Here is a 19551-nt window from a genome sequence, read left to right as displayed (position 1 = left end):
GGGCCCATCAGATTCTGAAGCTGCCCACCAGCTGCTTCAAGCGCCCGGCCTGCTGGGCCAGCTGGTCGCAATGACGCAGGGTTTCGTTCAGGTTTTCCACGCCCTGCTGGTTCAGGGCGTTGATCTGGGTGATGTCCAGGTTGAGGCTCTCGACCACGGCGGTCTGCTCTTCGGTCGCGGTCGCCACAGACTGGTTCATGCCATCGATTTCGCCAATGCGCTGGGTCACGCTGGCCAGGCGTTCACCGGCCTGGTTGGCTACCTGCACGGTCTGCTCGCTGGACACCTGGCTGGTGTTCATGGTTTGCACCGCTTCGCGCGAGCCTACCTGCAGGCTGGTGATCATGCGGTGGATCTCTTCCGCCGACTCCTGGGTACGGTGTGCCAGGTTGCGCACTTCGTCGGCCACCACGGCAAAGCCACGGCCGGCTTCACCGGCACGGGCCGCCTCGATCGCGGCGTTCAGTGCCAGCAGGTTGGTCTGCTGCGAAATACCCTTGATCACGTCGAGAATCTTGCCGATTTCGTCGGTGCTGGCGTTGAGCGTTTCGATCTGCGCGCACGACTCGCTGATGCGCTGTGACAAGGCGGTCATGGCACTGATCGCCTCTTCCACCACTTCACGGCCGCCGTGTGCCTGCTCGCTGGCGCCGCTGGCATGCTGCGAAGCATCGGCGGCGTTGCGGGCGATTTCCTGGGTGGCGGCGCCCAGCTCGTTGATGGCTGCCGCGACACTGTTGGTGCGCATGCTTTGTTCTTCCGAGCCGGTGATCGACGCGTTGGATGCGCTGACCACCTTTTCCGACAGGTCGTGCACCAGGCGGGTGGCCGAGGACACTTCGCTGATCGAGGCATGGATGCGCTCGACGAAGCGGTTGAACGAGGTGGCCAGTTCGCCGAACTCGTCCTTGTTCTGCACGGTCAGGCGGCGGGTAAGGTCGCCTTCACCCTCGGCGATGTCGCGCATGGCTCGGCCCATGGCGGTCAGCGGGCTCATCAGCACCGGGATCAGCAGGCCGAGCAGGCCGGCGATGGCAGCCACGGCAATCAGCATGGCGATGATAGCCGAGGTACGGAACTGGCTGAGTGCGGCGTAAGCCTTGTCCTTGTCGATCGACAGGCCGATGTACCACTGCGCCGACGGCAGGCCGGCTACCGGGGCGAAGGAAATGATGCGGTCCTGGCCGTTGAGGGTGACATCCTGCAGGCCGGCGGCAATCCGCAGGTTGCTGCCAGGGTAGATGTCTTTGAGGTTCTTCATCACCTGCTCTTTGTCGGGGCTGACAATCACCTGGCCATTGGCGTCTGCCAGGAAGGCGTGGCCGATGCCGCCGAAGTCGACCGAGTTGATGATCTCGACCAGGGTGTCGAGGGTCACGTCACCGCCGACCACACCGATCAGCTCGCCGTTGCTTTTGCTCTTCACCGGGGTGGCGATGGTGACCATCAGGCCGCCGACCGCGCCTTGGTAGGGGGCGGTCAGCACGGTCTGCCCGGCGCTGGCGGCGGCGCCATACCAAGGGCGCTGGCGCGGGTCGTAACCGGCAGGCATCTGGGCGTCCGGGCGCTGGGTGAACGCACCGTTGGCCTGGCCCAGGTAAGTGAACAGGAAATTACGCGTGTAGGACGGCTGCTCGATCAGCCCGGTCAGGGTCTCGCCGGCACCTTGCTGGCCGATGTCCTGGGCCAGGTTTTCCAGCACCAGGATGCGCCCGCTCATCCAGTTCTGCACGCTGCTGGCGGTCAGTGCACCGGATTGCTGCACCGACGCTTCGATGTTCTGGCGGATGGTGTTGCGTTGCAGGTAGTCGTTGTAGAGCGTGAACAGGGCAAATGCCAGGACCACGACGCCGCAGGCGCTGAGCAGGATCTTGTGGCGAAATTTCAGGTTCATGTTTCGAGACCTTGAGCCAATGAGGGGAGGGCGCAGCGCGCTCATGACGCACTGCGGGGCCTGTCGACCGGGATATCGGCTAAAGGGCTAAAAGATTGAAGTACTTACAGGAAATTCTTATGGCCGTTTCGACAGACGGTAATCAACGGTTACTCAACTGCTGGATCAACAGCCGTGCGGCTTGCTGCAGCGGTTGTTGCTTGCGCCACAAGATGTGTACCGGCAACTGCAACTCGTTGCGTGTATTGCGAAAACCCAGGCGCACCAGGCGTCCGCTGGCGAGCAGCGGCGCAACCCGCGACAACGGCAGGTCGCCCCAGCCCAGGCCTGCTTCCACCATTTGCAACGCCAGGTCGAAGCTGTCGGTTGACCAGTGCGCTGCGCCGATCAGCGGGCGCGGGTCGGCCATTGGCAGGTCGCGGCTGCGCACCAGAATCTGACGCACCTGGGTCAGGTCTTCGAGGTAATGGATGCGCCCCTCGCGCAAGGCCGGGTGGGCCGGCGACAGGGTGGCCACCAGCGACTCCATGCCGATGTGCTGGAAGCCTCGGCGGGCGTCGACCTGCAGGCCTGCAAAAGCCACGCAGAGGTCGGCGCGGCCACTGTCCAGCAGGTTCAGGGCTTCTTCCTGCGGGGCGCTGAGCAGGGCGATATCCAGCAGCGGATGGCGTTCGCCAAGGCGTGCGATGGCCGCCAGCAGTGGCCGGTGGTCGATGTCTGGTACCACGGCCAGGGTCAGGCTGCTTTCCAACCCTTTTGACAGCTCCAGTGCGTGTACCTGCAGCAAACCCAATTGTTCGCCAATCAGTCTGGCGTGTGGTTCCAGGGCCAGGGCTTGGGCAGTTGGGCGAACCTCACGCGAACCACGTTCGAACAAGCTGTAGCCCAGTTCCGCTTCAAGGTTGCCGATAGCCATGCTCACGGCTGAAGGCACGCGCTTGAGGGCGCGTGCGGCAGCAGAAAACGAACCGCAGTCGAGCACGGCTAGAAAAAGCTGGATGTTGTCGCTGGAAAAGTTCATGGCAGCCTCCTGTCAGTAGATCTGACAGCTGCTAACTTTTGCTGTCAAGCATGGTGAAGCATGATCGCGCCCCATCGTTTTTGTCATTGGAGGTAACCCCGAGTGCAGGGATTGAAACGCAAGCTGGTCTACGTAACTTTTTATGAACTGATCGGGTTGTGCATGTCGACCCTCGGGCTGGCTTACCTGTCGGACACCCAGGCGTCGCATACTGGGCCGCTGGCGGTGATGATCACCACCATCGCCATGTTCTGGAACCTGGTTTACAACACCTTGTTCGAAGGATGGGAGAGGCGCCAGGCCAAGCGTGGGCGCAGTGTGGCGCGGCGGGTGGCGCATGCCATCGGCTTTCAGCTGACGCTGGTGGTGTACCTGATTCCGCTGATTGCCTGGTGGCTCGACATGACACTGGTGGAGGCGTTGCTGGTGGACATGGCGTTCATCGTGCTGGTGCCTTGCTACACCTTTGCCTACAACTGGGCGTTTGATCGGGTGTTCGGGCTGCCAAGTTCCGCGATGGCCGCTGCCTGATGTTTCTCCTGTGCCGCCCCTAAGGCGGCAGGCGAATGATCAAAGGTGCTTGCTGCTGCTTCACTTGCTGTTCTACCGGTTGCTCGACGGGCCGCGGCACACTGGCCAGCAAGCTGTCCTCAACCTGCCCCGACAGGTAGTACACCCCCGCCATGGCCCCGCTCTGGCGGTTTTCCATCAACTCCTGCCATTCCTGGTTCAGCGCCACGTTGAGGATCACCCGCAACTGTTCGACCATCTGCGGGTGATCGCGGTCATGGGTCATCATGCCGTAGCCGGCCGCCGCAATCGAAATCATCGCCCCCGCCACCTTGCCCACCGCCGACGCCACGGCACTGGCGATGCCGCGCGGGGCCAGGGTAGCGCCGAGCTTTTCGCTGGCCTGGGTGGCCACCGAGTTCAGCCCGACATCGGTTCTTCCGGGGCCTTTGCTGGCCTGCTCATGCAAGTGCTGGCGCATGGCTTGCCAGGCCGGTTGCTGGTCCAGCGACTTGGCCCGAAGCAGTTGATACAGGCTGGCATTACGCGCATCCGGCGGCCCCAGGTGGATGGCGGGGATGCGGTTGAGGCGCTGGCTGACCTGCTCGGGCGGCGCGTTGTAGCGGCTGATGATGGCGGGTAGCTGCTGGCCGAGCAGCTGCAGGTACAGCTCGCAGGCGCGGTCGCGGATGCCCTCGGGGTTGATCTGCTCGGCCACCGGTTCGATCACCCGCTCGTGGTATTGCTCCTGCAGGTACAGGGCCAGGCGCTTTTGCGCAGGTTCACGGCCTTCACCGCTGTCGAGCTTGTACCAGGCCACTTTGAGGGTGAGCCACTGCTGGGTCCAGTAACCGGTGAACCAAGGGATGAAGTCGCTTTCGGTGCGCTGTTGTACCTGCTCCTTCCATACCCGCATGGAGCGCCGGGCATAGTCGTTGGCCGAGCCGGCGGCGCCGACCGAAGCGTCGATCAGTTCCTGGTCGATGCGTTGCCAGGCGGCGGGCGTGAGCGCTGCGGGCGGTGGCGGGGCAGGCGGGCGCTTGCTCGCGCAGCCGGTCAGGGCCAACAGCAGGCACAGCAACAGAAGGACTCGAGCACTCACGCAACCGCCTCCCTGATAGAGGCTGGGGTGGTTCTCGTAGTATAGGGTGGGGTTGTTGGGGCTGCTGCGCTGGCCATCGCTCGCTCAGCACAGACATAAGTTTCTGTCGGGACGCAGTCTCTGTGGGAGCGGGCTTGCCCGCGAACACGGGCGAAGCCCGTGCCATCGACCGCGTCAGCTTCTTCGCGGGCAAGCCCGCTCCCACAGCGGAACGCTGATTCATTCCAGGTCGAGCTTTTCTTCCAGGCGGTCCAGGTGCTTGTGCATCAAATCCAGCGCGGCCTCGGCATCGCCTTGCTCCACGGCATCAATGATGGCCGCATGCTCTTCCCATGCACAGTGGTCGCAGCACGGTGATTCGTAGCGGGCGATGATCAGCGAGGTCATCGGCACCAGCCCATTGAGGAACCGTGCCAGCGGCGCATTGGCCGCCACCTGCGCCAGTTTCAGGTGAAACTCACCGCCCAGGCGGATCGCCGCGCAGCGTTCACCGCTTTCGTGGTGCTGGCGCTCGCGCTCTACCAGTTGCCGCAGCTGGCGCACCTGCGCCGGACGGGCGCGCTGGGTGGCCAGGGTAATCAGCGTGGTTTCGGCCAGGCGCCGGGCACTGAGCACCTGACGTGCCTGATCCGGGTCGGGCGCGGCCAGGTGCGCGGTGTGGCTGGGGCGCTGCACCACCACCTGCTGGTCGGACAGCCGCCCAAGCACACGACGAATCACGGTGCGACTGACACCAAAGGCATGGCCCAGCGCCTGCTCGGGCAGCAGCGCGCCCGGAGGCAGGCGCTGTTCGAGAATGGCGTCGAACAGCCGGGGGTAGATCTGCTCGGCCGACAGGCGGGTTTCGCCGGCCGCAAGCAGGGCGGGCAGGTGAGGGGCGGCGTTCATGGTCGCTCTCCTGGGGTCATGGATGCGGGTGTTCGTCCGGGATGTTCAGCGAAATGCCCATGCGCTGGCCTTCGGCGAGGATGTGCTGGCGCATCTGGGCACTGGCCTGGGCGCTGTTGCGTTCACGTATGGCACGTACCACTGCTTCGTTCTCCTTCAGCCGAGCCGCCAGGTGCTCGGGCGAGTTGCGCAGCATGTCGGCGCTCTGTTTCAGGGCATTGCCGGTCTGCTGCACAACGCTCTGGAAGATCGGGTTGGTGGTGAGCGCGAACAGCGCTTCATGGAAGGCGATGTAGGCCTTCACGCCGGCTTCGCTGTCATCGGCCTCCAGCGCTTCGCGCATGTCCATCAGGGTCAGGCGTAACTGGCCGATGTCCTGGCTGTTGGCCGATTGCGCCACCAGGCCAACGATGAAGGGCTCAAGGGTGTAGCGCAGTTCCAGTACGTCGGCCAGGCTGGCCGCAGCGCTGGTGTCGATGCCGGGTTCCTCGAGGGTGGCATCGGCGTCCAGTACCAGTACGCCCTTGCCTGGCAACGAGCGGACCAGGCCCAGGGTCTCCAGCACGGTCACCGCTTCGCGCAGGCTAGGGCGGCTGATGCCCAGTTGTTCGGCCAGCTCGCGCTGGCCCGGCAACATGTCGCCGCTGCGCCATTGGCCCCGGGCCAAGGCCTGGCGCAGTTTTTCCACCACTGAGTTGACGACGGTCGATGAGCTGATCACGGTTCGCTCCTGCAAGGGCCGGCATGATCGCCGGCCGCTCTGGTTCAGAATTCCTGTTGATGGTGCGTGTTGGGCTGTTTGCGCGGCGTGGGGGCAAAGCCGGGTTTGCCGTCGAGCACGTTCTGCGCGCGCTCCAGGTCAATGTCCTTTTCCCAGCGGGCGATGGCCACGGTGGCCACGCAGTTGCCAATCAGGTTGGTCAATGCCCGGCCGATGCCCATGAACCAGTCCACTGCCAGCACCAGCACCAGGCCAACCACCGGAATCGCGGGTACGGCGGTCAAGGTGGCGGCCAGGATGACCAGCGCCGAGCCTGGGATGCCGTGAGCGCCCTTGGAAGTCACCAGGGACACCAGCAGAATGGTCAGCAGGTCGGTCATTTCCAGCGGCGTGCCGGTGGCGTTGGCGATGAACACGATGGCCAGGGTCAGGTAGATGGAGAAGCCGTCGAGGTTGAACGAGTAACCCGTCGGGATCACCAGGCCGACGGTGGAGCTGCCAATGCCCAGGTGCTCCAGCTTGCGCATGATCTGCGGCAGCACGGCGTCGGAAGAGGCGGTGCCCAGCACGATGGTCAGCTCTTCACGCAGGTACTTGATGAGCGGCAACAGCTTCAGGCCCGACAGGCGCATGACCGTCCCCAGCACGATCAGCACGAAGCCGGCACAGGTCAGGTAGAACAGTGCGACCAGCCCGCCCAGGTGCTGCAGCGATTCCAGGCCGTATTTGCTGGTGGTGAAGGCGATGGCGCCGAACACGCCGATCGGCGCCAGGCGCACGATCATGCCCATGATGCGGAAGATCACATGGCTCAGCTCGTTGATCAGCCGCGAAATGCCGGCGGCCGAGTCACCCACCAGGTTCAGCGCACTGCCGAACAGGACCGAGAACAACAGCACCTGAAGAATGTTGTTGTCAGCGAAGGCACCGATCACCGAGGTGGGGATCAGGTCCATGAAGAACGCCGTGGCGCCGTGAATGTGCTGGCCGCGCTCGGCCAGGCCGTTGGCATCGGCGGTGGACAGCTGGTCCAGGTGAATGTTGGCACCGCTACCAATGCCACTGCTGAAGGCGAACACCAGGCCGATCACCAGCGCCAGGGTGGTCAGCACTTCGAAGTAGATCACTGACTTCAGGCCGATGCGCCCGACCTTTTTCAGGTCGCCCGCGCCGGAGATACCGCTGACCACCACGCAAAATACGATCAGGCCGATGAGCATCTTGATCAGCTTGATGAAGCCGTCGCCAAGGGGTTTGAGTTGCAGGGAAAGGTCGGGAAAGCTGAGACCGCAGGCGATGCCGAGGGCAAGGCCGAGCACGACTTGCAGGAAGATCGAACGCGAGCACCATTTGAGCATGGAATTGATCTCTGATCGGTGTCCTTGCTTCGGTAGCCGCACGGGGCGAAAGAGCGCAGGACTTAATTATTGTGGTCTTACCGGTTTGTTCAGCGCGAGGCCATAAAAGCGCGAAAAATCCGACTTTGCAAGGGTTTTCGGCCTTACCGGTCTGACCAGTTATGGGGCAATCTGGCCTGCCAGGCTCTACTTCAGTGCATGCCGTGAAGTGGGTAGGCGCGAATCAGTTCAGGGCTTGGCCAGTGCCTGCTCCACTGCTGCAATCAGCTTGCCAAGATCCTTGGGCGGGGCGTTGTGAATGACGCCGAACAGGTAGGCGCGCTGCTCCTCTTCGTCGTCCGGCTCGGCGAAGAAGTCCTTGGGTTTGACGCCCAGCACCTGAGCAAACGCCATGAGTGCATCGATGCTGGGGGTATAGGTACTGGTTTCGAAGCGGCTGATGGTCTTGGGATCGAAGCCGGTCCGTTCGGCCAGTTGTGCCTGGGTCAGGCCCGCCAGCTTGCGGTAGCGGCGCAGGGCGGTACCCAAAGCTGATCTCGTCATCACTTAATTCCCATTTAGAATCAAGAACTTAACGATATCTATCAGCATGGCGCAACGCCATGATTGATCACCTTTGTTTTATTTATGTGATGAATTTCGTAGAATTCAGTGCTTGACCGGTCAGTCATCGTCAACTTCCCTGTGTGGTTCGGCCTCGTGCCCCAACGGCGGGAAGCACATGTGCCATTTGGAGCGGATCGCTACGGATCGGTTCCGGTGGCTGTCGATGGGCTGGGTACCGGCACGTCAGTGAATGGAGTCTCATCGTGCGTCTCAACTTGCCGGTTACCCCGGTCGAGCAACGTTTTCCCCCTGATCAGCGGCTGATTTCTGCTACCGATACCGCCAGCCTGATCACCTACTGCAACCCCGAATTCGCCGCTATCAGCGGCTACAGCGAGGCCGAGCTGATCGGTAGCCCGCACAACCTGGTGCGCCACCCGGACATGCCGCCGGCGGTGTACGCGTTGATGTGGCGCTACCTGAAAGCTGGCAAGAGCTGGATGGGCATCGTCAAGAACCGTTGCCGTAACGGCGACTACTACTGGGTCAACGCTTACGTCACGCCGATCCTCGAAGGCGGGCGTGTGGTCGGCTACGAGTCGGTTCGGGTGTGCCCCACGCGTGAGCAGGTGGCCCGTGCCGAAGCCCTGTATGCGCGGCTGCGTAATGGCCAGGCGGCATTGTCGGTGCCGCGTCGGCTGAGCTTGCTGGCGCAGGCGCTGGCCTTGCCACTGGCGGGCGGGCTGCTGGCACTGGGTGTCAACCAGTTGTGGCCTGGCCTGGTGGGGCAGGGGCTGACCCTGGGGCTGTTCCTGGCCTACGGCCTGTGGGCACGCGATGCCCTTGGCCGGCAGTTGCAGCAGGTTGTGCAAGGCGCCGACGGTGCCTTCGCCGACCCGGTTGCAGCCTTGACCTACAGCGACTTGCCGGGTGCCGCCGGGCAACTGCAACTGATGCTGATCAGCGAAGAGGCACGCCTGAAAACCGCATTGACGCGGTTAAGCGACCTGGCCGGGCAAATGGCCGTGGCCGCCCACGATGCCGGGCAGCTGTCGCGCGGCACCGAGGCCGCGCTGCTGGAGCAACGCGCCGAAACCGACCTGAGCGCCACGGCGATGAACCAGATGGCCGCCTCCATCGGTGAAGTGGCCAACCATGTCCAGTTGACCGCCGCCGAGGCACACACCGCGCACCTGCTGGCCGAGCAGGGCAGCCAGGTGGCAGATGCCAGCGGTGCAGCCATTCGTACCTTGGCCAGCACCGTGACGCAGATCAACCAGGCGGTCAGCCAGCTGGCCGGTCAGACCGGTGCCATCGCGGAGGCTGCCGGAATGATCCGCGGCATTGCCGAGCAAACCAACCTGCTCGCCCTCAACGCAGCCATCGAGGCAGCGCGTGCGGGCGAGCAAGGGCGCGGCTTTGCCGTGGTTGCCGATGAAGTGCGGGCGCTGGCCGACAAGACCCGCCAGTCGACCCTGCATATCCAGGCCATCATCGATGCGCTGCGCAGTGGCGCCGAAGAAGCCGTGGCGATCGCCAGCCAGGGCATCGAAGGTGCCGAGCTGGGTGTTGCCCAGGTGCAGGAAGCGCGACAGGCGCTGCATGGCATTCGCGATGCGGTGCAGCGCATCAGTGACATGAGCCAGCAGATGGCGACCGCTTCGCAGCAGCAGTCGGCAGTGGCCGAAGACGTTTCGCGGCAGATCAACGGCGTAGCCGGTATTGCCCAGCACAGCGCCCACAGCGCCAACGTCGCCGCCTCGCGCGGCGCCGAACTGGAACAGGTGTGCGCCGGATTGCGCGCCCTGGTGGAGCGCTTCAACCGCTAAGGCAGGATGCTTTATGGATGATATCTATCGCGCGGCCGTGGACGCGGCCGCGATCTTTTCGGAAACCGACCTGCGTGGGAACATCACCTACGTCAACCAGCAGTTCTGCAGCATCTCGGGCTATAGCCGCGAGGAGCTGCTGGGTGCCAACCACCGCATCCTCAACTCCGGCCTGCACGAGCCGGCGTTCTTCGTTGGCATGTGGCGGGCCCTGGCCGCCGGGCGGGTGTGGAAGGGCGAGATCTGCAACCGGTCCAAGGACGGTTCGCTGTACTGGGTCGACAGCACCATGGTGCCCTTGGTCGACCCGCTGACCGGCCTGGTGCGCAAGTACGTGTCGATCCGCTTTGACGTCACCGAGAAGCGCCAACTGCTGCACACCTTGCAATGGCGGGTGGGGCACGATGTGCTCACGGGCCTGCCCAATCGCGCCTACCTGTCCGACCTATTGAATCAGGCCCTGGCCTACTCGCGGCGTGAAGACATCCCGCTGGCGGTGTGCATGCTCGACCTGGATGGCTTCAAGGCGGTCAACGACGGTTACGGGCACGCGGTGGGCGACCTGCTGCTGGTGGAAGTGGCCCAGCGCCTGAAGCGCATCCTGCGCGGGGGTGACGCCGTGGCCCGGTTGTCGGGCGACGAGTTCGTGCTGATCCTGCGCGACGTCGATGATGAGCGAAAGCTGCATACAGCCCTGCGGCGGGTTTTGCGGGCATTGGCGGTGCCCTGTGTGGTTCGGGGGCACACGCTGTCGCTCAGCGCCAGTATCGGCGTGACCCTGTACCCGCTGGATGACGAAGATGCCGATACCCTGGTGCGTCATGCCGACCAGGCCATGTATGTGGCCAAGCAGCGCGGGCGCAACCGGTATCACGTGTTCGACGTGTCGCAGGAGCAGGAGCTCAAGGCCACTCACCAGACAGTGGCGCGGGTGCGACGGGCCCTTAACAACCAAGAGCTTTGCCTTTACTACCAGCCCAAGGTCAACCTGCGCAGCGGCCAGGTGCTGGGCTTCGAGGGCTTGCTGCGCTGGCAGCGGCCAGGCCGTGGCGTGGTGCCGCCCGGCGATTTCCTGCCTTGGGTAGAGCAGACCGACCTGATCGTTGAGATCGGCGAGTGGGTGCTCGATCAGGCCTTGACCCAGTTGCAGGCCTGGCAGCAGCAAGGGCAGCCCTGGTCACTGAGTGTGAACATCGCCGCGCGGCATTTGCAGCGCAGTGACTTTGCCGAGCGCCTGCAGCAGCTGCTGGCAGCGTACCCGGCGGTGGACCCGGCCAGGCTGGACCTGGAAATTGTCGAATCCGTGGCCATCGACAACCTGCAGCACGTCAGCCGTTGTCTGGACGCCTGCCGCGCACTGGGCGTGCGCTTCTCGCTGGACGATTTCGGCACCGGCTATTCGTCGTTGAGTTACCTGAAACGCTTGCCGACCCAGACGATCAAGATCGATCAGTCGTTCGTGCGTGACATCCTCCATGATCAGGACGACCTGGCGCTGACAGCGGCGGTGATCGGCCTGGCCCGGGCCTTTGGCCGGGAGGTGATCGCCGAGGGGCTGGAGAGCGTCGAGCACGGCCGGGTGCTGATGGGGCTGGGCTGCGAGCTGGCGCAGGGGTACTGCATTGCCCGGCCGATGCCGGCCGGTGAAGTGCAAGTCTGGGCACAGGCTTACCGGCAACCGGTGCAGTGGCGTAATCCGTGAGTGGCCGTGCAGGTCAATAGATTCATCGCTCACGCAGCCGCTTGTAGAGGGTGGTCCGGCTGATCCCCAGGCCGCGCGCCACTGCTGACAGGTTGCCATTGGCGTGTTCAACCAGCGTCTGCAGGTCTACCGCATCGGTCGCCACCCGCACAGGCACTTGCAACTCGGCCAGAAACCCTGCAGGCAGGTGCTCGACGCCGACTGGCCCGTTGCCCGCCAAGGCCAGTGCCACCTGCAGCACACTGACCAGTTCGCGCAAATTGCCAGGCCAGGGGTGCTGATCGAGCAACTCGATAATGGCCGGGGGCAGCCGCGCCGGTTGCCCAGGCTCGCGGTAGCGGGCATGCACCTGGTCGATCAACTGCCGCCGGTCTGCACGCTCGCGCAGCGGCGGCAGCACCACTGTCAGCCCGGCAATGCGGTAGTACAAATCCTGACGAAAGCGCCCGGCACGCACCTCTTCGGCCAGGTCGCGGTTGCTTGCCGACACCACGCGGATATCCACCGCCACCGGTTCGCCGCTGCCCAGCGGCTGGATGCTGCGCGATTGCAACACGCGCAGCAGGCGGGCCTGGGTAGGCAGCGGCATGTCGCCGATTTCGTCGAGAAACAGGATGCCGTGGTCGGCCTTGCGGATCAGCCCCGGGTTGCCTTTGTGGTGGGCACCGGTGAACGCGCCTTTGTCGTAGCCGAACAGCTCCGACTCCACCAGTTCGGCCGGGATTGCCGCGCAGTTTACGGCGACCAAGGGCTTGTCGGCGCGGCTGCTGGCACGGTGCAGGGTTTCCACGAACACTTCCTTGCCCACACCGGTTTCACCCTGCACCAACACTGGAATGTCCTTTTCCAGCAGCAGGCCGGCCTGCACTCGCGCTTTTTCCAGGCGCGGCTCGCCGTTGTCAGGTTCAGGGCGGCGGGGCGTTTCGCGTGGCGGTTGCCACTGACAATGAAAGCGGTTGCGCCCGGTGGCCTGGAGGGCGAAGGGCTGTTGTCGGGGATGGCTGAGCAACTGCTGCAGGGGCAACTGGAACAGCTGCTCGATGTTCTGCTGCAGCGGGTTGCCGCCGAGCAGGCTGTCGGCCCGGTGGTTGGCGGCCAGCACCTGCCCATGCTCATCGAACACCAGCAGGCCGGCCCAAGGGCTGTCGAGGTTGTCGGAGGCGCTGTTGAAGATCAGTTGTGCATGCTGGTCGGCATGCGCGGCGAGGATCAGGCGGTTTTCCAGGCTCTGGCCCATCATGCGGACCAGGCCCAGTGTCTGGCTGGTCGGCAGATAGCCGTCGCTGGCCACGTCGAACACCCCGACCAGTTGCCGTGCAGCGTCGAACAGGGGGGCGGCGGCGCTGGACATGTAGCGGTTCTGGCGCAGGAAGTGCTCGTCCTGGCCGACGTGAATGGCCTGGGCACAAATCAGCGCGGTGCCCAAGGCATTGGTGCCAACGCCGCGCTCGTGCCAGTGGGCGCCGGCGCTGAAGCCATGCTGCTGGCGCGGCTCGATGAAACGCCGCGAACCCCAGCTGTCGAGCAGGCAGCCGCTGGCATCGGCCAGCATCACCAGGTAGCTGGCGTTGCCCAGCAGGTGTGCATATTGCGGCAGCACTTCCTCGCGGGTCAGGCGCAGCAGGGCCTGGCGTTTTTCCAGCAGTTCGCTGAGTTCGGCGCGGGTCAGGCAGTCGAAGTCCGGTGCGTGCTGCGGTTGCAAACCGTGATCGCGGCAGCGGGCCCAGGATGCCTGGATGAGCTGGGCGTGGGTCGAAGCGGATGCGGCCATGGGCCTGTCCTGTGTGGTTGTTGTTATGGGCGGACCGCTGTTCAGTGTTGTTCACGGGTGTTCATTGTCAAACCGGCAGGTGTTCAGTTGTTCAGTGATTGTGTTCACTTGTGAACCTCCGATTTGCGTGGCATGCCGCCCAGGCCCCGAGCCAGAGCATCGGGGAGCAACTGGCACGGAACTGGCTGTGCCTGGCAGACAACAACGACAAGAAGGCCATGCCATGTCCCTGGTGCTGGAGCAGGTCAGCCGCAGCGTCGACAACCAACCGTGGATCGTCGAGGCCTCGCTGCGTTTCGAACCTGGTTCGTTCAACGTGCTGCTGGGCCGCACCCTGGCTGGCAAGACCAGCCTGATGCGCCTGATGGCCGGGCTCGATTGCCCGGACCGGGGCCGGGTGCTGATGGATGGCCAGGACGTGACGGGTGTGCCGGTGCGCCAGCGCAACGTGTCGATGGTGTACCAGCAGTTCATCAATTACCCGACCTTGAGCGTGTACGAAAACATCGCCTCGCCACTGCGCCAGGCGCGCATGGCCGAGGCGGACATCCGCAGGCGTGTGCAGGAAACCGCCGAGATGTTGCGCATCGAAACCTACCTGCAGCGCCTGCCGCTGGAGCTGTCCGGCGGCCAGCAGCAACGCACGGCGATGGCCCGGGCGTTGGTCAAGGATGCCTCGCTGATCCTCTTTGACGAGCCGTTGGTCAACCTCGACTACAAGTTGCGCGAAGGCCTGCGCCAGGAGCTTCGCGAGCTGTTCGCGGTGCGCCACTGGATTGCTGTTTACGCCACCACCGAGCCCAACGAGGCGCTGGCGCTGGGCGGCACCACCACCCTTGTGCATGAGGGCCGTATCGTGCAAAGCGGTCCCTCCGCCGAGGTGTATCAGCGCCCGGGCAGTGTGCTGGCGGCCGAGCTGTTCTCCGAGCCGCCGATCAACCTGGTGCCTGGCCGTATCAGTGGCAACGAGGTGAGCCTGGCCCAGGCCGTGCATTTTGCCCGCAATGCCGACTTGCAGGCGCTTGCCGAAGGCGACTACCGCTTTGGCGTGCGCCCCAGCCATATCACCCTGGTGCCGGCCCACGACGATGACCTGGAACTGGCGGTGCTGGTGGAGCTGGCCGAGATCAGCGGTTCCGAAACCTTTCTGCATGTGCGCAACGAGCATTGGCGCATGATCCTGCACCTGCCCGGGGTGCACGAATACCAGGTGGACACGCCGATCCGCGTGTTCATCCCCACCCACAAGCTGTTCGTCTTCGACAGCGCCGGGGCCTTGGTGCAGGCCCCGGGGCTGCGCCAGGCAAGGAGAGGGTGATGGCTGAAATCCGCCTGCGCCAACTGGCGCACAGTTACAGTCGCCAGCCCGCCAGCGAGGCGGACTATGCCCTGCACGCGCTGGAGCATGTATGGGAGCAGGGCGGCGCCTACGCGTTGCTTGGGCCGTCGGGCTGCGGCAAGTCGACTTTGCTCAACATCATTTCCGGGCTGCTGACGCCGTCCCATGGCGAGGTGCTGTTCGACGGCAAACCGGTCAACCAGCTGTCACCGCAAGCGCGCAACATTGCCCAGGTGTTCCAGTTCCCGGTGGTGTACGACACCATGACGGTGTTCGACAACCTGGCCTTCCCCTTGCGCAACCAGGGGCTGGATGAAGCCCGGGTGCGTGCCCGGGTGGAAGAAATTGCCGAGGTGCTCGATCTGTCTGCCGTGTTGCGCAGGAAGGCGCGCAACCTCAGCGCGGACGAAAAGCAGAAAGTCTCCATGGGCCGCGGCCTGGTGCGCGATGACGTGTCGGCGATCCTGTTCGACGAGCCGCTGACGGTGATCGACCCGCACCTGAAGTGGAAGCTGCGGCGCAAGCTGAAGCAGATTCACGAGCAGTTCAATATCACCATGATCTACGTCACCCACGACCAGCTGGAGGCATCGACCTTCGCTGACAAGATCGCAGTGATGCACGGTGGCCGCATCGTTCAGTTCGGCACCCCGCGTGAGCTGTTCGAGCGGCCTCGGCATACCTTTGTCGGCTACTTCATCGGCAGCCCGGGCATGAACCTGATCGAGGTGCGCGCCGAAGCCGATGGGGTGGCGTTTGGTGATGTCCACCTGGCTTTGCCCGATGGCCTGCGCGAACGGCTGGCGGCAACGACAGGCGGGCGCTTGCAAGTGGGCATCCGGCCAGAATTCGTGCAGCTGTGGGACAGCCCGTTCGATGACGCCATCCCCGCACGCGTCCTGGATATCGAAGACCTGGGCACCTACCGCATCGTCACCATCGAAGCAGGCGGTGTCGCGCTGAAGGTGCGCCTGGGCGAGGACCGCCCGTTGCCTGTGGATCAGGCCTGGGTCAGCTTCCCGGCGCAGTGGTTGATGCTGTACGTCGACGATGTGCTGCTGGAGGCCGGGCCATGAACAAAGTGCCGAACAACAAGGCCTGGTGGCTGGTGCTGCCGGTGTTCCTGCTGGTGGCGTTCAGCGCGGTGGTACCGATGATGACCGTGGTCAACTACTCGGTGCAGGATATTTTCGACCAGTCCAACCGCTACTTCGTCGGTGCCGACTGGTACCGCCAGGTGCTGCGCGACCCGGCGTTGCATGACGCGCTGCTGCGCCAGTTCATTTATTCCGCCTGCGTGCTGCTGATCGAGATCCCGCTGGGCATCGGCATTGCCCTGACCATGCCGACCAAGGGGCGCATGGCGTCGGTGTGCCTGATCGTCATGGCCATCCCGCTGCTGATCCCGTGGAACGTGGTGGGCACCATCTGGCAGATCTTCGGCCGTGCCGACATCGGCCTGCTTGGCGCTACCCTGGCCAAGCTCGGGGTCAGCTACAATTACGCCGGCGACCCGTTCGACGCCTGGCTTACGGTGCTGGTGATGGACGTATGGCATTGGACGTCACTGGTGGCACTGCTGTGCTATTCGGGCCTGCGCGCCATCCCTGACGTGTACTACCAGGCCGCGCGTATCGACCGTGCTTCGGGCTGGGCGGTGTTCCGCCATATCCAGCTGCCCAAGCTGAAGAACGTGCTGCTCATCGCGGTGATGCTGCGCTTCATGGACAGCTTCATGATCTACACAGAGCCGTTCGTGCTGACCGGTGGCGGGCCGGGTAACGCCACCACTTTCCTCAGCCAGACCCTCACGCGCATGGCCGTGGGGCAGTTCGACCTGGGCCCGGCGGCGGCGTTCTCGCTGGTGTACTTCCTGATCATCCTGCTGGTGTCGTGGCTGTTCTACACAGCCATGACCCATGCCGACAAGGACTAGCCCATGAGCACGCGCAAAACGCTGGCCTTGCTGCTTTATTTCTTTTTCCTGCTGGTGCCGATCTACTGGCTGCTGAACATGTCGTTCAAGAGCAACACCGAAATCCTGGGCGGCCTGACCCTGTGGCCGCAGGCATTCACCCTCGACAACTACCGGGTGATTTTCACCGATGCCAGCTGGTACAGCGGTTACATCAACTCGCTGTACTACGTGTGCCTGAACACGCTGATTTCGTTGCTGGTGGCGCTGCCGGCGGCCTATGCCTTCTCGCGCTACCGCTTCCTAGGCGACCGGCACCTGTTCTTCTGGCTGCTGAACAACCGCATGGCGCCCCCGGCGGTGTTCCTGCTGCCGTTCTTCCAGTTGTACTCGTCGATCGGCCTGTTCGACACCCATATTGCTGTTGCCCTGGCCCATTGCCTGTTCAACGTGCCGTTGGCAGTGTGGATCCTGGAGGGTTTCATGTCGGGCGTGCCAAAGGAAATCGACGAAACGGCCTACATCGACGGCTACAGCTTTCCGCGCTTCTTCATGAAGATCTTCATTCCGCTGATTGGCTCCGGTATCGGCGTGACGGCGTTTTTCTGCTTCATGTTTTCCTGGGTCGAGCTGCTGCTGGCGCGCACCCTGACCTCGGTGAATGCCAAGCCGATTGCTGCCGTGATGACCCGCACCGTGTCGGCCTCGGGTATCGACTGGGGGGTGCTGGCGGCGGCGGGGGTGCTGACCATTTTGCCGGGCATGCTGGTGATCTGGTTCGTGCGCAACCATGTGGCCAAGGGCTTTGCCCTGGGCCGGGTGTGAGGAGGGCAACGCATGGAATGGATGGCCTGGACCTTGCCGACGGCGCTGTTCTTCGCCGCCGTTGGCGTGCTGCTGCTGGGCATGACCCTGCTTGAGCTGCGCCGCCCTTGCGTGGCGCGGCGGGGCTTCTTGCCGCTGGTCACCAGCCGGGGTGACCGCTTGTTCATCGGCCTGCTGGCCAGCGCCTACCTGCATTTGCTGGTGGTTGGCGTCAGCGAGTGGCCGTTGTGGGTGGCCTCGCTGCTGTCGCTGGCGTGGCTGGTGGTGGTGCTGCGCTGGGGCTGAGCGAGCGGCCCTGTGGAATAACAGAAACGGGAGATCACAATGTTCGATAACAAGCACAAGACGCGACATTTGACCCTGGCCGCGTTGCTGGTGCTGACCAGCGTGCATGGCACAGCCTGGGCTGACCAATACGAGGATGCAGCGAAGAAGTGGCTTGGCAGCGAGTTCAAGCCTTCGACGCTGACCCCGGAACAGCAGATGGCCGAGATGAAGTGGTTCATCAAGGCCGCAGAGCCGTTCCGTGGCATGAAGATCAACGTGGTGTCGGAAACCATCACCACCCATGAATACGAGTCCAAGGTGCTGGCCAAGGCCTTCAGCGAAATCACCGGCATCCAGCTGACCCACGACCTGCTCCAGGAAGGCGACGTGGTGGAGAAACTGCAGACACAGATGCAGTCGGACAAGAACATCTACGACGGCTGGGTCAACGACTCCGACCTGATCGGTACGCACTTTCGCTACGGCAAGGTGGAATCGATCACCGACCTGATGGCCAACGAAGGCAAGGACTACACCTCGCCGACCCTCGACCTGAAGGACTTTATCGGCATTTCCTTCACCACTGCACCGGATGGCAAGGTCTACCAGTTGCCCGACCAGCAGTTCGCCAACCTGTACTGGTTCCGCGCCGACTGGTTCGAGCGGCCGGAGCTTAAAACCAAATTCAAGGAAAAGTACGGCTACGAGCTGGGTGTGCCGGTGAACTGGTCGGCCTATGAAGACATTGCCAAGTTCTTTACCGAAGACGTCAAGGAAATCGACGGCAAGCGCGTCTATGGCCATATGGACTACGGCAAGAAAGACCCGTCGCTGGGCTGGCGCTTCACGGATGCCTGGTTCTCCATGGCCGGCGGTGGCGACAAAGGGCTGCCCAACGGCCTGCCGGTGGATGAATGGGGCATTCGCGTGGAGGACTGCCACCCGGTGGGCTCCAGTGTCACCCGTGGCGGCGACACCAACGGCCCGGCCGCTGTATATGCCACCCAGAAGTACGTGGACTGGATGCGTGCCTATGCGCCCAAGGAAGCGCAGGGCATGACCTTCTCCGAGGCGGGGCCGGTGCCGGCGCAGGGCAACATCGCCCAGCAGATCTTCTGGTACACCGCGTTTACCGCCGACATGACCAAGCCCGGATTGCCGGTGGTGAATGCCGATGGCACACCGAAGTGGCGCATGGCGCCCTCGCCGAAGGGGCCTTATTGGGAGGAGGGGATGAAGCTGGGCTATCAGGACACGGGTTCGTGGACGTTCTTCAAGTCCACCCCCGAGAAGCAACGCCTGGCAGCGTGGCTGTATGCCCAGTTCGTCACCTCCAAGACGGTGTCGCTGAAGAAGACCATCGTCGGCCTGACGCCGATTCGTGAGTCGGACATCAACTCCCAGGCCATGACCGACCTCGCGCCCAAGCTCGGTGGGCTGGTCGAGTTCTACCGCAGCCCGGCACGGGTGCAGTGGACGCCCACTGGCACCAACGTGCCGGATTATCCGCGCTTAGCGCAGCTGTGGTGGAGCCACATTGCCGAAGTGGCCAGTGGCGAGAAGACCCCGCAGGAAGCGCTGGATGGCCTGGCGCGGGACCAGGACCGCATGATGGAACGTTTGCAGCGGTCCAATGCCCAGGCCACCTGTGCGCCCAAGCTGAACCCGGAGAAGGATGCCCAGTACTGGTTCGACCAGCCCGGTGCACCGAAACCGAAGTTGGCCAACGAGAAGCCCAAGGGCGAGACAGTCAGCTACAACGAGCTGTTGAAGTCGTGGGAGGCGGCCAGGAAGTAATTGGCTGAGTACCACGTTGGCTTCTTCGCGGGCTCGCCCGCACACAGGTACTGCATCGCTCTCAAG

General features: G+C 63.7%; 15 protein-coding genes and 4 pseudogenes. 10 read left to right on the top strand and 9 right to left on the bottom strand.

Annotated elements, in window-relative coordinates; genetic code table 11:
- Positions 1-7: 7 nt before the first annotated feature.
- The 3 genes and pseudogenes from mcpA (ACF8MI_RS19940) to ACF8MI_RS19930 all read right to left on the bottom strand — a co-directional run.
- Positions 8-604 (bottom strand): annotated as a pseudogene (gene mcpA, locus ACF8MI_RS19940) (methyl-accepting chemotaxis protein McpA); the annotation flags it as partial.
- A gap of 258 nt (positions 605-862) precedes the next feature.
- Positions 863-1894: pseudogene (gene mcpA / locus ACF8MI_RS19935) on the bottom strand (methyl-accepting chemotaxis protein McpA); the annotation flags it as partial.
- A gap of 142 nt (positions 1895-2036) precedes the next feature.
- Positions 2037-2915 (bottom strand): LysR family transcriptional regulator, encoded by an 879-nt coding sequence (locus tag ACF8MI_RS19930; RefSeq protein ID WP_060498395.1) that lies wholly within the window; start codon positions 2913-2915, stop codon positions 2037-2039.
- A gap of 102 nt (positions 2916-3017) precedes the next feature.
- Here ACF8MI_RS19930 and ACF8MI_RS19925 point away from each other — a divergent pair, with 102 nt between their 5' ends.
- Positions 3018-3446 carry a PACE efflux transporter gene (locus ACF8MI_RS19925; protein ID WP_060498394.1) on the top strand — a complete coding sequence of 143 codons (429 nt, stop codon included), beginning with the start codon at positions 3018-3020 and terminating at the stop codon, positions 3444-3446.
- Between the two features lie 19 nt (positions 3447-3465).
- Here the strand turns inward: ACF8MI_RS19925 and ACF8MI_RS19920 are convergent, their stop codons facing one another.
- The 5 genes from ACF8MI_RS19920 to ACF8MI_RS19900 form a co-directional block, all read right to left on the bottom strand.
- The gene (locus tag ACF8MI_RS19920; protein ID WP_200929243.1) at positions 3466-4527 is read right to left on the bottom strand and encodes a hypothetical protein; all 1062 of its coding nucleotides are present in this window, start codon (positions 4525-4527) and stop codon (positions 3466-3468) included.
- A gap of 219 nt (positions 4528-4746) precedes the next feature.
- Positions 4747-5415: a GntR family transcriptional regulator gene (locus ACF8MI_RS19915; protein WP_060498392.1), complete on the bottom strand. Its 669-nt coding sequence runs from the start codon at positions 5413-5415 to the stop codon at positions 4747-4749.
- Positions 5416-5431: 16 nt separating this feature from the next.
- Positions 5432-6136 (bottom strand): FadR/GntR family transcriptional regulator, encoded by a 705-nt coding sequence (locus tag ACF8MI_RS19910; protein WP_104835180.1) that lies wholly within the window; start codon positions 6134-6136, stop codon positions 5432-5434.
- Positions 6137-6180: 44 nt separating this feature from the next.
- Positions 6181-7494, bottom strand: coding sequence for a C4-dicarboxylate transporter DctA (locus ACF8MI_RS19905; protein ID WP_016714783.1), 1314 nt, complete (start codon positions 7492-7494; stop codon positions 6181-6183).
- A 228-nt stretch (positions 7495-7722) separates the two neighbouring features.
- Positions 7723-8037, bottom strand: coding sequence for a helix-turn-helix domain-containing protein (locus ACF8MI_RS19900; RefSeq protein ID WP_028699651.1), 315 nt, complete (start codon positions 8035-8037; stop codon positions 7723-7725).
- Between the two features lie 143 nt (positions 8038-8180).
- On the opposite strand from ACF8MI_RS19900, the pseudogene ACF8MI_RS19895 reads away from it, so the two are divergent.
- From ACF8MI_RS19895 to ACF8MI_RS19885, 3 genes and pseudogenes are all read left to right on the top strand, one after another.
- Positions 8181-8585 (top strand): annotated as a pseudogene (locus ACF8MI_RS19895) (PAS domain-containing protein); the annotation flags it as partial.
- A 789-nt stretch (positions 8586-9374) separates the two neighbouring features.
- Positions 9375-9869 (top strand): annotated as a pseudogene (locus ACF8MI_RS19890) (methyl-accepting chemotaxis protein); the annotation flags it as partial.
- A 13-nt stretch (positions 9870-9882) separates the two neighbouring features.
- A complete protein-coding gene (locus ACF8MI_RS19885) occupies positions 9883-11571 on the top strand; it encodes a bifunctional diguanylate cyclase/phosphodiesterase (RefSeq protein ID WP_200929244.1) in 1689 nt (562 codons plus the stop codon).
- 22 nt (positions 11572-11593) lie between these two features.
- Here the strand turns inward: ACF8MI_RS19885 and ACF8MI_RS19880 are convergent, their stop codons facing one another.
- Positions 11594-13342: a sigma-54-dependent Fis family transcriptional regulator gene (locus ACF8MI_RS19880; RefSeq protein WP_200929245.1), complete on the bottom strand. Its 1749-nt coding sequence runs from the start codon at positions 13340-13342 to the stop codon at positions 11594-11596.
- 223 nt (positions 13343-13565) lie between these two features.
- On the opposite strand from ACF8MI_RS19880, the gene ACF8MI_RS19875 reads away from it, so the two are divergent.
- Genes ACF8MI_RS19875 through ACF8MI_RS19850 form a run of 6 tightly spaced genes read left to right on the top strand, consistent with a single transcriptional unit; the run spans position 13566 to position 19485 of the window.
- The gene (locus ACF8MI_RS19875; RefSeq protein ID WP_200929246.1) at positions 13566-14660 is read left to right on the top strand and encodes an ABC transporter ATP-binding protein; all 1095 of its coding nucleotides are present in this window, start codon (positions 13566-13568) and stop codon (positions 14658-14660) included.
- The gene (locus ACF8MI_RS19870; protein WP_060498386.1) at positions 14660-15757 is read left to right on the top strand and encodes an ABC transporter ATP-binding protein; all 1098 of its coding nucleotides are present in this window, start codon (positions 14660-14662) and stop codon (positions 15755-15757) included. The genes ACF8MI_RS19875 and ACF8MI_RS19870 overlap by 1 nt, the downstream gene beginning before the upstream one ends.
- Entirely contained in the window at positions 15754-16617 is an 864-nt protein-coding gene (locus ACF8MI_RS19865; protein ID WP_016714776.1) for a carbohydrate ABC transporter permease, read from the top strand. The genes ACF8MI_RS19870 and ACF8MI_RS19865 overlap by 4 nt, the downstream gene beginning before the upstream one ends.
- Before the next feature lie 3 nt (positions 16618-16620).
- Entirely contained in the window at positions 16621-17421 is an 801-nt protein-coding gene (locus tag ACF8MI_RS19860; RefSeq protein ID WP_392517730.1) for a carbohydrate ABC transporter permease, read from the top strand.
- A 12-nt stretch (positions 17422-17433) separates the two neighbouring features.
- A complete protein-coding gene (locus ACF8MI_RS19855) occupies positions 17434-17706 on the top strand; it encodes a DUF2160 domain-containing protein (RefSeq protein WP_060498385.1) in 273 nt (90 codons plus the stop codon).
- Positions 17707-17745: 39 nt separating this feature from the next.
- Positions 17746-19485 (top strand): ABC transporter substrate-binding protein, encoded by a 1740-nt coding sequence (locus ACF8MI_RS19850; protein WP_060498384.1) that lies wholly within the window; start codon positions 17746-17748, stop codon positions 19483-19485.
- Positions 19486-19551 lie beyond the last annotated feature (66 nt).

Origin of the sequence: Pseudomonas sp. yb_9, assembly GCF_043103635.1 — a bacterium.
GTDB classification, from domain to species: Bacteria; Pseudomonadota; Gammaproteobacteria; order Pseudomonadales; family Pseudomonadaceae; genus Aquipseudomonas; species Aquipseudomonas monteilii.
The sequence above is the reverse complement of the archived record's forward strand: the minus strand, read 5'-3'. Positions and strand labels throughout refer to the sequence as shown.